The following is a 14024-nucleotide window of genomic DNA, read 5'->3' on the forward strand; positions in this document are numbered from 1 at the left end:
AAGTCGCAGGGCCGAGCGCCAATCGAACAACATCGGCTGTATGAGCACAATGGCGGGACGACGTCACCCAGAACAACTGCTCACGACGAATGATCTCACCCGGCACATCCGCGGAATCGCCGGATGTGATGATCGCCACGTCAATGCTGTTTTCGCGAATCCGTTCCCGCAAAACAGCACTGGCAACACATTCCACCACCACTTCAATCGACGGATTAAGATGATTGAATGCGGCCAGAACCTGCGGGATCAATCGGTCTGCATAGTCATCTGGAGCCCCAAACTTCACCAACCCTACTTCGCCAGAGGCATTGAAGGCGGACAGTGTTTCGTCATTTAAAATGATCATGCGACGGGCATATTCGACCAGTCTGATGCCGTCCTCAGTCAATCGGGATTGACGGCCATCTTTCACAAAGATTGGGCGGCCAACCTTTTCTTCCAGACGCCGCATCTGCATTGAAACAGCAGACTGCGTTTTGTGAACGGTCTCTCCTGCTTTTGTAAAACTACCAAGTTCCGCGATGGCAAGAAACGTTCGCAGCTGATCGATGTCCAGTATTTGTCCCATCACAAAAGGCCTTCTTGATCCTGCAGGATGTTATTGAGCCGCCTGTGGCACGGATAGATTATCCAGCGACGAAACGATGTGCTCAACCAACGCTTCGGTGACACGACTGCGCTTCTTCCATGAGCGCATCAAACCGATCTCGCACTCCGGCAGTTTGGGGAAGCCATCGGCTTCACATAAAACACGCATTCCCGGTCTCAGGGCAGATTCTGGCAGAACAGAAACGGCCAATCCGGCGAGAACCGCAGCTCCAACAGCCGTGGAGTTCCAACTGGAATAAAGCAGTCGACTTTCGCGCTCCTTTTTGTCCAAGGCTTCCAAGGCAGCTTTTCGCCAGTCACAGGTCGCACGGCCAAGCGCCAAAGGTATCGGATCTTCCAATTCAGCAGCATGGCGCGCTGAGGACACCCACAAGAGCGGCTCGCGACGAATAATCTCGACACCTTTGCGACCTCGCTTCTGGACGTGAGTAATGATGGCTACATCCAGTTCGCCTTCCTCTAGATCCTTGGCAAGGTTGGGCGTGGGCGCGCAAACAACGCTAACTTCGGCTTTTGGGTTTGAACGCGAGAACCGGGCCAGAATTTCCGGCAAAAAACGGTCCGCATAGTCATCGGGCGTCCCAAGCCGAACGATGCCTGACAACTCCGTCTCATCAAACACAGCGAGCGTTTCGTCGTTTAGCTGCACCAGCCGACGCGCAAAGGGCAGCAACCGCTCCCCATCTTCGGTCAGTTTCGACAGACGTCCATCTCGAACGAATAGCGCCCGCCCCACCCGGTCTTCCAAACGGCGCATTTGCATGGAAACAGCAGATTGCGTTTTGCAGACAACATCGGCTGCCTTGGTAAAGCTGCCGGTTTCGGCAATGGCGACATAGGTCCTGAGCTGGTCGAGATCGAGCATTCTTATAACTCATCACAAATTTGAATGTTTTTCATCTAAAACATTCGTTTGAGTAATTTCATAGAAGCAATCATATTTCAAATCAAGACACGGAAGCCCCCAACCAATCATCACGAAACGTGATTATTCATATCACAAACATTCACTGGTGTGATGACGGAGTTTTTGGCAGTCTGTATTCGTTCCAAGCAGGTAGAGCGCCACCGGAAAGGCGCACGGCATGTTGTCAGCGCGGCTGGCAGCAAACAGGAGGATTGTAGCATGACGCATCTATTCAACACCCTCTTTGCACCCGGTTCTAAAACCGTGTTCCACAAAGTATGGCGCATGTTTGAAAACCGCCGCGCCGTGGCACGCCTGCAAACGCTTTCGGACGCTCAGCTCAAGGATATCGGGCTTTACAGAGGTGATGTCATTGTTGCCCAGAAGAGCCCACTTCTTGAAAACCCGGCAACGATGATCAGTGAACTTGCCGGTGAGCGCTACCTCACTGACGCGTGCTCTTCACCGAACTTTGCAAGCGCGGCATCTGCGAGCAAAGCAAACTCAAACACGCTTTCCCCAAGCTTGGTCAGCGACCCGAAGGTCGCGGCCTGACCATCTGCATACTGCAGCCCCTGTCGGCATTCTCGCTGACACCTAACTGGCCCGCTTCATTTCAAGCGGGCCTTTTTTTGCAAATTATTTACAGTAAACACACACCGCCAGTGAATACATTGATTTATCTTACGTTAGGTAAGATTTATTTTATCAAAATACCTACACTCTGAGGAAGCACAGCTTTCCCTAGAGGCTTAAATGTATTCACTCTTATCCCGATTTAGACGTGATGAACGCGGAGCAATCATGATTATCACCGCGTTTGTGTTTTTCGTATTGATCGTCGCTATCGGCGTGGGAGTGGATTACTCGAGGGCTCTCACGCTAAAAACACGTGTGCTTGGAAGTCTGGATACCGCCGCCTTGGCCGCAGCTGTTGAGTTTTCAAAACTCGGCTCAGAACAGGATGCCCGCAAGGCGGCGAAGAAAGCGTTTGACGCCCAAGTATCGCAGTTGAACCTGCATGGCGCGAAACTTAAAAAGCTCAACATCGTGACCGACGACGAAACTATGAAAGTGTCGGTCGATGCCGTATTTGAGCTCCCCACAACACTCATGCAGATTGCCGGCTTCAAGACGCTCGAGGTCGCGACGCGCTCGGACGCCGTTGGGGGTGGGCAAGAGGTTATCCTGGATATCGTCATGTGCATTGACGCAACGGGCAGTATGGGCGCGACCTTGCGATCAGTTCAAAGGAATGCCCTCAGCTTTGAAGCCAATTTGAAAAATCGGTTGAAGGAACTCGGGCGCCAAGTGGATATTATTCGCGTCCGGCCGATCTACTATTGGGATTACGACTACGATGGCTGGTCAAGGAGCTACGGGCTAAAAAAGTCCACATTTCTTAAACTTCCCGACCAGCGCACCCAATTCAAAAATTTCGTCGATTCTGAATCTGCTTACGGTGGCGGTGATTGGCCCGAAGCAGGTCTTGAATGTTTCAATGAAGGTTTGAGATCGAGTTGGTTCAAGACCACAAACACACGACAAAGCGTATTTCCCGTTGTAGCTCTGTGGACGGACGCCCCCGCTGACTCTCCAAACAACTGGAGAAACATAAACAGCTCAGGCACTCCTTACCCATCGAACATGCCACGGTCTTGGGGCGGGCTGGAAGCAGCTTGGAACAACGGCAGTTTGATCAGTCAAGACAACAAGATGTTTGTTTTCTTCGGCAATCAATCACAAAATGGCTGGCGTCAGCTCTCCAAGTGGAGTGGCTACAATTATGGTGGCAGCCTGACATCAGCGACCAACAACATGGTCGAGGCGATCGCGAACGCGGTCTACAAAAAGCTCCCGCCCCCCTATCTGTCCTTTTAAACTTGAGGGTCGTCAGCTTTCGGCAAACCATCGCCGGTTTAGACACTACAGCGAGGGGGATTACCCCTCCTCGTTTGGCTTTAGCGAACTTGAAGCCCTTTGAAACAGCTCTTCAAATGCCTTGAACTGGCTGGTCTGCAGCTCTTTGCCCATGGACATCCAGTCAGCAATCTGTTTTTCGTCAGGAGTAGCGGTTTCGTTGTCCGAATCGGCGGGGTCCACTTTGGGTTCTGGCTGTTCTTCGGCAATATAATCGGGTGATGAAGGTGTTAAAAATGAAGACCAGAAGGAAGTGACAGCCTCCTGATACCCCTGAAAGACTTCTGTTGGGGTAGGCGGCGGTTTCGGCCGCCCGCGCGCAAAGCCGCGCAAAAATGCATCCAGCAATGTTTGCGCCTGACCGCCTAGATAGGGGCGGATTTTGTTTCCCATTGCCAGCGTGGCGGCAACCGGCATCATTTCGGCAACAGCGTCCTGTTGCAGGCCGGTAGCGGACGCTATCTGGTTTGCCAACTGTTGTTGGGTTGTTTTGGGTCCGAAGAAAAGACCGGTCGGATCAAACGCACTGCCATCCTTTTGCGTATCCGCTTGGCCGGTCATCCAAGAGCCAATGTCCGTGTCAGCGGAAGGCGGACCGAAGTGCTTGAATCCGGTTTGGGACGCTGCGAGCAATTGCGACATCGCCTTGGCCAAATCACTGTCCTGCCAGCCGAACCGGTCTTGCATATCCTTAGCGATATCCGACAGGTTAAACGGGGATGATCCCTCTGGCGAATGAGCCATGCTGTGCCTTTCCGTCCAGAGGACGCCACAAAATCCAAAACGAACCGGATGATCGACCCAATTTGAAGTTGGGTCAATTCTCAGCACAGAATTAGGATTGCAAAACCCTGCCATTCAGCCCGCGGACTGGACTGGGTCAGTAGGCATACTCCTTGAACAGCTGATCCATATTGCCAGCCCAGCTGCCATTATACCGTTGGAGCAGAACATCAGCGGGACACATGCCGGCAGCAAGCCCCTCTTCCACCGGTGCCAAATGCACCCGTTCATCGAGGTCACCGTCGCTGAAGCGCGCCCGCCGCTTTAGCCCCTCTTTGGAAAGGGCAAGAACGTCTTTTGCAATATCGCGAACAGTTCCGCTTCTAAAAGGCGTTTCCAGAGCATGCATGGGCACACCGCTGCGCAGTGCTGCGCGTTCTTCAGCTGACCAGTCCTTCACCAGCTGCCACGCCTGATCCAGAACGCCATCATCGTAAAGCAGACCGACCCATAGCGCTGGCAAAGCACAAATCCGCCGCCAAGGCCCACCATCTGCGCCGCGCATTTCGATGTACTTTTTCAGGCGTACATCCGGGAACAGCGTCGACAGGTGATTGTTCCAGTCCCCCAGATTTGGGCGCGCATCCGGTACCTTGCCTTCCAATGCACCGTTCATGAACTCGCGGAAGGTTGTTCCTGTTACATCAAAATAGGTATCGCCGCGTTTGACGAAATACATCGGGACATCAATGGCCCATTCGACATAGCGCTCAAACCCGAAGTCTTCCTCAAAGGCAAACGGCATATCACCGGTGCGGTCAGTATCGGTGTCTGTCCAGATTTGCGCACGGAATGATTTAAAGCCGTTGGGCTTTCCTTCTGTGAACGGAGAATTGGCGAAAATGGCCGTGGCAATAGGCTGCAATGCGAGGCCGACCCGCATCTTCTGAACCATATCGGCTTCTGATGAAAAATCGAGATTCACCTGAATGGTTGAGGTGCGATACATCATGTCCAGCCCTAGGCTGCCGACCTTAGGCATGTAGCCGGTCATGATGTCATAACGAGATTTCGGCATGACAGGTATTTCAGCCCGGCTCCAGTTTGGCGTCATGCCAATGCCCAAAAAACCAACGCCGAGGGGATCTGCAACTTGGCGAACGTGTGCGAGGTGAGCATTTGCCTCACGGCAGGTCTGGTGGAGGTTGTCCAGCGGTGCGCCTGACAGCTCAAACTGACCGCCAGGCTCTATGGAAATTGCACCGCCACCAGAAAGGTCTGCGAGGCCAATGATATTGCCCGCATCCTCGATCCGGTCCCAACCGAGAATGGTCTCCATTCCCTCCAAAACCGCACGCACACCTTTGTCACCATCATAGGGAATTGGGGAATAATCAGCCGTGTTGAAGCCAAATTTCTCGTGCTCAGTACCAATCCGAAACTGGTCGGCGGGCTTGCAGCCTTCGGCCAGTGTTGCGGCCAGATCTGCAACACTCTCAATCAATGTCGAATCGACTGTATCACGCGCCATAAACAGCATCCTTCCGAGTCACGTCGACCGAATCTTACTAAGGGGAAACAGCCGATACAATGCAGCCGATTTGTCTAATCGACCAACATGTCCAAGTGTTTGCCATTTAGGACTGTGTGTCAGGAATTACCAGAGCGTTTTTTGGCTCAACAAATCCAAGGGGCATGTTTCCGCTCAACTTTTTGTGTCGCGTTTCGCTTATGCCACACGGAAAATATCGACAGGCTCCTCGCGCCCTCTGAGCTCAGTGCTTCCAATGTGCTCGAATGTGTTTGGCTCATTGAGCTGAGCCAAGGTGTCCGCGCTTGCCAGAATGATCGTTCTTGCAGATGGATCGACCGATTTGCCGTATTCTTGAAGGCGTGCAGCCACATTCACAGCATCACCGATTACCGTGTAATTCAGCCTGTCCGATGATCCGATATTGCCGACAACCACTTCGCCTGTATGAACCCCAATTCGCACGCGCATATCGCCATCCGGGTGCGCTTCGATTGCTTCTGCCAGAGCCCGGACAGATGCAATTGCTTGTGCCGCGTGATCGGGCTGATAGGACGGTGCGCCCCAAAATGCCATCACGCCGTCGCCGAGAAACTTGTCGATGGTGCCGCTTTCCGCAACCACCTGCTCAGATACTGTTTCAAAGTATTTTCCAAGAAAGCCCGCTGTTTCTTCAGCCGTCAGATGAGACGCCTTGCCTGTGAAACCGGCCAAATCGGTAAAGACGATGGTCATTTCCCGTGTCTCAATGTGTTCCGTCCCTGTCAGGCCATCGTCAACGAGCTGCCGGACCAGTTGTTTCGGCACATATTTGGAAAAGGCATGCAGCGCACCCGATGCACTGTTAAAGGCCCGGTTGACCTGATCCAGCTCGATCAAGTGGGAGCCTTGCAATGGTTGCACCTTGTCAAATTCAAGGTTCTGCATGTTGACGGCGGCCTGCGCCAGATCATCCAGAGGGCGGCCAATAATACGCCCTAGTGTAAAGGATATAACGGCCCCAACCAACAACCCGCCGACGGCAACGAACAATATGATCTGCGAGCGGTCCAGGGTCGCGCCAAAGATATGAGCCTGATAGAGCGCTCCATAGGTCCACCCCTTTGCGGGTCCGCTCTCGACCTCATCATAAATCATCGCGTACATACGCTCTTGATGCGGAAAGACGCGTCCTTTCACCCCGCCCCGAATGGGATGAGCATCGTCGCTCTTTGTCCAAAGACTTGAAATTGGACTGGAAGGATAATCTGCCAATCGCGCAAGGGGCTGTGCTGCCTGCGCATTAAAACCATTAGGCTGCTCTGAAGCGAAGCTGACCACCTGATCGCGCCCCATCAACAAAAACGCGCCAAGCTCGTCACCCTGATCCATTTTCGATGTCAGATCTGCAAAAACCGATTGAGGAAATTGCACCGACAAACGCTGGCCAGACACCAAACCAACGGTTGCCGACATGACTGCGGTGTTGGTTTCGGGATCGAGAACAAACTGGTTCCATTCAACCTGACCAGGCTGCGACTCGTTACGGCCCGCCAAGACTCGGACGGTGGAGCCGCTAGGAAACAGTTTTGCGATTTCTGTAAACCGAGACTGGGATGCGTCTGAGCCAATCGAGATTGAGAGAGATTGCAGCAATGCCGTCTGCTGATCGAAGAACCCTGTCAGCACTGTTTCGTATCGGCTCAAATTTGCGCTGGCCTGTTGCAGAAGAAGGCGTCCGGCCACGTTTCGACTGGCAGACGTCATGTAGGTTATGATGCCGCCGCAAATCAGAACCAGAACAATGGAAAAGACCAGTCCAAGCACGACGCCAACAGACAGCCGAAAGCGTTTTGGCTTGTCATGTCCTCCCGTCTCCTGATCACGTCCTAACGTTCGGTCTTTAACAGGTACGCCGGGAGGAATGATGTCTTGTGGCACTTTGTTTAAGTCCAATCACCCAACGTGGCCTGGATAACCGCCAGTGCGGCAACCGCAGCCGTGTCTGCACGCAATATTCGTGGTCCCAGAGGAATCGACACCACAAAGTCTGATTGGTGGAGAATAGACCGCTCTTCGGTTGAAAAGCCACCTTCGGGACCAACCAGAAGAGCTATGCTCTCAGGTTTTGCTTCGACCAGCTTAGCAAGATCTCCCAGAGGGTTGGTTGTTTCCGATCCTTCGTCGCAAAACAAAAGAACACGACCTGGATGCTTTTCGGGCCAATTGGCCAACAATGCCTTGAGCGGTTCTGGTTCAACGACACCGGGAACTGAGAGCACGCCGCATTGTTCTGCGGCCTCAATCACATTGGCTTCCATCCGCTCCAGATTGACGCGGCTTGTCTGGGTATGTTGCGTCATGACCGGTTGAAGGCTGCCGACCCCCATCTCAACGGCCTTTTGAACCATATAATCAAGCCGAGCATGTTTCAGCGGCGCGAACAGATACAAAAGATCTGCAGATTTTTCCTGCGGGCGAGTTTGCTCGACGAGTTCCAGAACACACGCCTTGCGCCCTGTTACCTTGATTTCGGTAAGCCATTCGCCATTTTGCCCGTCAAATGCGAGCACCTTGTCCCCATCCTTCAGACGCAAAACATTGAGAAGATAATTGGCCTGACTGCGGTCGGCCTCGATACGCGCTCCGTCCGCAAGGATGTGCCGCAGAAAGAGACGCTGCATTTTGAATTCATAGTTTGGCATGCCCCTAGTGTGTGTTCACGGGCATGGCATTTCAATGACCATGCGCCACACCGGTCTGACTGTCCCCGGCATTTGTTTTTCCAACGACTGTTGGCGACTTGACCCTGCACGGTCAGAACGTCACCTTGCAGCGGTAATGTGAGGAATCAGACGCTTGACCGATACCAAATCCAATGTCGCGGAATTTTCCGTTTCCGAGATCTCCTTTTCCATCAAACGTGCGATGGAAGACACGTTCGGATATGTCCGAGTGCGCGGAGAATTGGGACGCATTTCTAGGCCGGGGTCAGGTCACATTTATCTGGACCTCAAGGATGAGCGTGCGGTTCTCTCCGGTGTCATCTGGCGCGGTGTTGCATCAAAGCTGAAAATCCAGCCCGAACAGGGTCTTGAGGTGATCGCGACGGGCAAGATCACCACGTTTCCGGGCCAATCCAAATACCAGATGGTCATCGATTCTCTGGAGCCAGCGGGCGCCGGAGCTCTTATGGCCCTATTGGAAGAGCGGAAGAAGAAACTCGCTGCCGAAGGCCTGTTTTCTGAAGAGCGCAAACAACGCCTGCCACATCTGCCTCGCGTTATTGGGGTCGTCACATCCCCGACGGGTGCGGTCATCCGGGATATTTTGCACCGGATCAGCGATCGCTTTCCGCTTCATGTGCTTGTTTGGCCTGTCCGCGTTCAAGGCGAAACGTCCGGTGCAGAGGTTGCCAACGGAATTCGTGGTTTCAATTCGCTTCAGGCCGGTGGGCCGATCCCGCGCCCTGACTTGATTGTGGTTGCCCGTGGCGGCGGCAGCATAGAAGACCTTTGGGGGTTCAACGAAGAAGCTGTTGTTCGCGCAGCTGCGGCCAGCGAAATTCCGCTGATCTCGGCTGTCGGCCACGAAACCGATTGGACCTTGATCGATTTGGCCGCAGACTTGCGTGCACCGACTCCGACTGGAGCCGCCGAAATTGCAGTCCCCGTGAAGGCGGAATTGCTGGCGCTGGTCGATGACCTGTCTCGCCGACTTTATTCAGGACTGAACCGATCTATAGCAAATCGGAGAACCGAGCTTCGCGCTGCAGGGGCCGCACTGCCTGCCCCACGCGATCTTTTGGCCTTGCCACGCCAGCGGTTTGATACGGCGGCAGGAAGTCTGGAACGGGCTCTGATCGTCAACACGCGAAGCCACCGCAGTGGATTTGATGGAGTGTCCGCGCGCCTGTCTCCGCTGCTGCTCACACGGGGCTTAAGCCATGCCCATGACCGATTGACAGCCTTGGTGGATCGACAATCGCGCGCGCTTCAGGTCACCGTTCAGTCCAAACGTCAGACCTATTCGGCAGTTGCCAGCCGATTGACACCAGATCGCTTGCGGCAACAATCCGCTTTGGGCCTTGAGCGGTTGAAAACTCTGTCGGAACGGATGGATCGGGCTTACGGCAACCGGCTTGCGCAAGACAAGGCGCGTCTGGATGGATTGGACAAGCTACTCAACTCCCTGTCCTACAAAGAGGTGCTGTCGCGCGGCTATGCTGTTGTGCGTGATAAGAGTGGCACGCCTGTTCGGAGCGCCACAGATGTGCCTGCTGGCGAAAAACTTGTAATCGAACTGTCTGATGGGCTTATCGATGCAATGGCTGTAAGCGCCAATTCAGCTAGTAAAACAGAAAAGAAAGCCCCGAAGAAACCGGCAGCCAAGCCCAAAAACAACAAGCCTGAAACCCAAGGCAATCTGTTTTAGTCTCAAGATGAATTGGCGGTGTCTTTCAAACTCTATTCCGGCTCTTCATTAATAGATAACCAAAAAGAGAATTACGCATACATTAACCAAATGACTTAACGTCAATATCAGCTTCGCTTCGTATATTTCCCATGGTTTTTATTGTGCATGGGACAAAAATGTCTAACGAACGAAAGCAATTTGGACGACGTGGCGCAACTCCTACACCACGTGTTGCAGGACCCTCAAACACCTCTTCACAGATAGGGCAAATGGCCTCGGCAGGCGCCTCTTCAATGGCGCTCGGAGCGGATGACTTCCAATTTGACATGGATATGTCCACGGAAGCCCCTCCCAGCCTCTTGGGAATGGTGTTTGGCTTTAGCGGGCGCATTGGCCGGAGCACGTATTGGACGATTGGGGCATTTCGTTTTCTGCTGACTGTCGCTCTCTTCGTAGCCTTGGCATTCAACCTTCCTGCCGGCATTGAAAATTGGAATGTTCTTGAATTTTACGGGTATTTCTTTGGCACAGCAGAAGGCCTGAAATATGGTATCCTGTTCATTCCCCTGACCATCTGTTATTGGTCTCTGGAGGCGCGCCGTATCCACGACCGTGGGCATTCCGCGCTCTGGCTGTTGCTTTTGTTCCTTCCGCTCGTTGGTCTGTTCTACAGCCTTTATCTCTTTGTCGCGAACGGCTTTTTTGCAGGCACTCCGGGCCGCAATGAGTTCGGCTGAAACCAAAAAAGCCGCCGCGCTTGGCGCGCGGCGGCTTTGATAAGGCACCAGGTGTCTGAGCCGGTGTTTTTAGCCCATCAAGGATGGCAGGAACGTGATGATTGACGGGAAGGCCAAGAGACCTGCAATCGTCAACACATCGGCCACGAAGAACGGCACGCAGCCGCGGAACACCTCCTGAACCGGGATGTCCGGACGAACGCCTGATACAACAAAGCAATTCAGACCTATGGGCGGCGTTATCAAACAGAGCTCCGCCATTTTGACCACCAATATCCCGAACCAAATGGCACAGGCCTCTCCAGAAAGGCCAAAGGCACTGTCTGCGGCTGAGACGGTTTCGCCACCGTTCAAGGCCATGACCGCCGGATAAACAACTGGCAAGGTCAGGATCAGCATTCCAATTGCGTCCATGAACATGCCCAAGACTGCATAAGCCAGCAAGATCATGATCAGCACCATCCAGGGCGAAAACTCCAGCCCAACGATGAATACTTTGAAGGCGTCCGGGAGACCGGCAAAGCCGAGGAACCGGACATAGACCAGAACACCCCAGATAAGGGTGAAGATCATGACCGTCAGCTTGGCTGTTTCATGGAGAGCCTGAAAGAGCTGCTTGGTGCGCATGCCCTTGGCAACCGCCACGCAAAGCACAACGAATGCCCCGAGCGAACCGGCTTCCGTTGGCGTTGCAAGGCCGAAGAAGAAAGAACAGAAGATGATCCCGACAACGGCAATAATGGGCAGTGTTCCCGGAACAGATTCTATTTTCTCTGCCCACGTGTAAGACCGGGTGGGCGGAGCATCTCCCTTCCACATTGCGATGAAGACAATGATGCCGACATAAATCAAGGCGGAGAAGACACCTGGCAGGAATCCGGCAATCAACAATTTGCCGACGGATTGCTCTACCAAAATCGCATAGATCACGAGAATGGCAGATGGCGGAATGAGGGAGGCCAACGTGCCACCGGCTGCAACAACAGCCGCTGACATACGCTTTGAGTACCCTGCCTGTAGCATTTCAGGGATCGCAACACGGGCAAACACGGCTGCTGTTGCAACGGACGCTCCCGACACAGCGGCAAAACCGGCTGTTGAGAACACGGTGCCGACGGCCATGCCGCCCGGCAGCCACCCCAGCCAGCGTTTGGCCGCCTCAAACAGCTTCTTTGTGAAGCCCGCATAAAACGCCAAGAACCCAATCAGGATGAACGTTGGCAAGACAGACAGGGCATAGGTGACCGACTTGGAATGCGGAATTGTTCCAGCCATTTTAATGGCTGTCATGAAGCCAAGTTCAAAACCTTGCATCATCGAAAAGTGGATGATCAGGCCGACAAGTCCTGTGAAGGCAGCCGCAAAGGCGACCCGCACACCAATGACTACGAGGACGAGCAAAACGCCCGTCATGATAAGACCTACGTCAAATGGGGTCATTTCCGGTCTCCTTCAGCTTCTTCGTTGCCGAAGGTTTCTTCAATTTCCTGCTGGGCTACTTCCGCGGCATCGTGAAGGACTGGAACCCCAATTGGTTCGCGATCCGGCTTCGCAACCAATCGGGCATAGCCATATATTTGCAAAAGCAGGCGTAAGAACAGCAAGGACAACGCGACAGGGACGACCAGCTTGGATGGCCATGTCGGCAAACGAATGTCCATGGTGCTATCGCCAAAGTTCCAGGATCGCTCAAAATGGAACCATGATCCGTAAATGAGCAAGGCCACGACGAACGCGATCAGAATGACGCCGATCATTTCGCAAATCCAGAGCGTGCGCCCGGAAAGCTGACCAAGCACAATCTCCATCCGGATGTGACCGCCGACCCGCTGACAATAGGCAACACCAGCAAATGCAAACACGGCCATGGCTTGCTCGGTGATGTCGATGAACCCGGGCACTGGCGTATTCAACACCAGCCTGCCCAGCACCTGCACTACAGCCAGCAACATCAAGGCAAGGATGCTAAAGGCAGCGATCAAGTTGAAGGCATTTTCAACGTGCCCAAGGGCCCCATCGAATTTTATATACGTGCCCGGCCCGCCCGGTTCGGGGCGGCCTGCTAAATCTTCGGATGTCATGGTTTTCAAGCCCCAGAAAGACATTCCCCGGCACGAAAGGCGCCGGGGAGAGCTTCAATTATGGTTCAAGACACGGGATTAACCGTTGATCTTTTCGCGCACCATATCGAGAAGTTCCTGAGCTGGCAGGCCATTTGCGGTCTGCTCCTTGACCCAAGCTTCCCAAATCGGGCCTGCCTTGGAGGCGAAGGTTTCCAGCTCAGCATCGGAAAACTCAACCTGAGTGATGCCCTTTTCTTCAAGTGCCGGCCACCACTTGTCATAGAGCTTGTTGTAATTGGCCAGGTAGTGTTCCAGAGCCGGATCAACGGAGGCATCAAGTGCAGCGCGAAAGTCATCTGGAAGCGCAGCATAGGCATCCGTGTTGACAACAACTGGGCAATGCACAGTTCCCGGGTTCAGGTTCTTGGTCCACCAATTGGCAACTTCAATTGTCTTGAAGGACATGTGCGCATGCGGTGCAAAGCCTGCAGCTTGAACCGTACCGGAATCAATCGCCTGATAAGTTTCCGATGCCGTAACAGATGTTGGCACTGCGCCAACAGCTTCCATCATCTTGCCAAGACCGCCAAGGGCGCGAACACGCATTCCATCAAAGTCGGAAATCTTGGTCGGAACATCGCCCTTGCCCGCAAAGTTATATTGCGGCATCGGGGACGGCATCAGAAGCTTGGCATTCCAGCGACCGAGATCCTTCTGCACAGCAGGATGCTCATAAAGTGCCTTGGAGACCGCAACTTCTGTTTCCAGATCAGCAACACCCAGGAACGGCAGTTCCAGAACGGTCAAGGATGGGTTCTTGTCGGCATGATAGGACGCACAGAACTGCGCCATTTCAAACGCGCCGAAGGAAATGCCATCCAGATTTTCGCGAGATTTGGAAAGCGCGCCGCCGTAATGCAGTTTGATTTCAAACTTGCCGTCTGTCTTGGCTGCAACTTCCTCGGCAAGCTTTTCAACGTGCTCGGTGAAGGCGCGTTTTTTGCCCCAAAGGGACACGTTCCAAGTTACATCTGCTGCAAAGCTTTCGGTCGCAAAAATCGCACCCAGCACGAGAGCCGAAGCCGCTGTGGCGTTTTTCAAAGTGAACATTCTTATCCTCCCAGATATTTGTTCGC

13 protein-coding genes are annotated in these 14024 nt (G+C 53.5%); 4 read left to right on the forward strand and 9 right to left on the reverse strand.

What is annotated here, in order from left to right; translation table 11 throughout:
* Together TRICHSKD4_RS01550 and TRICHSKD4_RS01555 are read right to left on the reverse strand one after the other, a co-directional pair.
* A partial coding sequence (locus TRICHSKD4_RS01550) for a LysR family transcriptional regulator (protein ID WP_040615854.1) occupies positions 1–571 on the reverse strand: 571 nt, incomplete at its 3' end.
* 30 nt (positions 572–601) lie between these two features.
* Positions 602–1477, reverse strand: coding sequence for a LysR substrate-binding domain-containing protein (locus tag TRICHSKD4_RS01555; RefSeq protein ID WP_009758957.1), 876 nt, complete (start codon positions 1475–1477; stop codon positions 602–604).
* A 261-nt stretch (positions 1478–1738) separates the two neighbouring features.
* On the opposite strand from TRICHSKD4_RS01555, the gene TRICHSKD4_RS01560 reads away from it, so the two are divergent.
* Together TRICHSKD4_RS01560 and TRICHSKD4_RS27820 are read left to right on the forward strand one after the other, a co-directional pair.
* The gene (locus TRICHSKD4_RS01560) at positions 1739–2074 is read left to right on the forward strand and encodes a DUF1127 domain-containing protein (protein WP_009758958.1); all 336 of its coding nucleotides are present in this window, start codon (positions 1739–1741) and stop codon (positions 2072–2074) included.
* A gap of 249 nt (positions 2075–2323) precedes the next feature.
* The gene (locus TRICHSKD4_RS27820; RefSeq protein ID WP_009758959.1) at positions 2324–3400 is read left to right on the forward strand and encodes a TadE/TadG family type IV pilus assembly protein; all 1077 of its coding nucleotides are present in this window, start codon (positions 2324–2326) and stop codon (positions 3398–3400) included.
* A gap of 60 nt (positions 3401–3460) precedes the next feature.
* On the opposite strand, the gene TRICHSKD4_RS01570 is transcribed toward TRICHSKD4_RS27820, so the two are convergent.
* The 4 genes from TRICHSKD4_RS01570 to TRICHSKD4_RS01585 all read right to left on the reverse strand — a co-directional run bounded on the left by TRICHSKD4_RS01570 (position 3461) and on the right by TRICHSKD4_RS01585 (position 8377).
* Positions 3461–4183, reverse strand: coding sequence for a hypothetical protein (locus TRICHSKD4_RS01570; RefSeq protein WP_009758960.1), 723 nt, complete (start codon positions 4181–4183; stop codon positions 3461–3463).
* Positions 4184–4319: 136 nt separating this feature from the next.
* Positions 4320–5693, reverse strand: coding sequence for a glutamate--cysteine ligase (locus TRICHSKD4_RS01575; RefSeq protein ID WP_009758961.1), 1374 nt, complete (start codon positions 5691–5693; stop codon positions 4320–4322).
* Positions 5694–5891: 198 nt separating this feature from the next.
* Entirely contained in the window at positions 5892–7613 is a 1722-nt protein-coding gene (locus tag TRICHSKD4_RS01580; RefSeq protein WP_009758962.1) for an adenylate/guanylate cyclase domain-containing protein, read from the reverse strand.
* Between the two features lie 5 nt (positions 7614–7618).
* The gene (locus TRICHSKD4_RS01585) at positions 7619–8377 is read right to left on the reverse strand and encodes a 16S rRNA (uracil(1498)-N(3))-methyltransferase (RefSeq protein WP_009758963.1); all 759 of its coding nucleotides are present in this window, start codon (positions 8375–8377) and stop codon (positions 7619–7621) included.
* Between the two features lie 154 nt (positions 8378–8531).
* Between TRICHSKD4_RS01585 and xseA the strand changes: the two genes are divergently transcribed.
* Complete coding sequence (gene xseA / locus TRICHSKD4_RS01590; protein WP_009758965.1) at positions 8532–10106, forward strand: exodeoxyribonuclease VII large subunit; 1575 nt, start codon at positions 8532–8534, stop codon at positions 10104–10106.
* Positions 10107–10357: 251 nt separating this feature from the next.
* The gene (locus TRICHSKD4_RS27825; RefSeq protein ID WP_050763301.1) at positions 10358–10825 is read left to right on the forward strand and encodes a DUF805 domain-containing protein; all 468 of its coding nucleotides are present in this window, start codon (positions 10358–10360) and stop codon (positions 10823–10825) included.
* A gap of 69 nt (positions 10826–10894) precedes the next feature.
* Here TRICHSKD4_RS27825 and TRICHSKD4_RS01600 read toward each other — a convergent pair whose 3' ends face one another.
* The 3 genes from TRICHSKD4_RS01600 to TRICHSKD4_RS01610 all read right to left on the reverse strand — a co-directional run bounded on the left by TRICHSKD4_RS01600 (position 10895) and on the right by TRICHSKD4_RS01610 (position 13998).
* Positions 10895–12265, reverse strand: a complete 1371-nt coding sequence (locus TRICHSKD4_RS01600) for a TRAP transporter large permease (protein WP_009758967.1) — start codon at positions 12263–12265, stop codon at positions 10895–10897.
* Positions 12262–12906, reverse strand: coding sequence for a TRAP transporter small permease subunit (locus TRICHSKD4_RS01605; RefSeq protein WP_040615954.1), 645 nt, complete (start codon positions 12904–12906; stop codon positions 12262–12264). The genes TRICHSKD4_RS01600 and TRICHSKD4_RS01605 overlap by 4 nt, the downstream gene beginning before the upstream one ends.
* Before the next feature lie 78 nt (positions 12907–12984).
* Complete coding sequence (locus TRICHSKD4_RS01610; protein WP_009758969.1) at positions 12985–13998, reverse strand: C4-dicarboxylate TRAP transporter substrate-binding protein; 1014 nt, start codon at positions 13996–13998, stop codon at positions 12985–12987.
* Positions 13999–14024: the final 26 nt, after the last annotated feature.

This window comes from Roseibium sp. TrichSKD4, from assembly GCF_000148725.1.
Taxonomy (GTDB): domain Bacteria; phylum Pseudomonadota; class Alphaproteobacteria; order Rhizobiales; family Stappiaceae; genus Roseibium.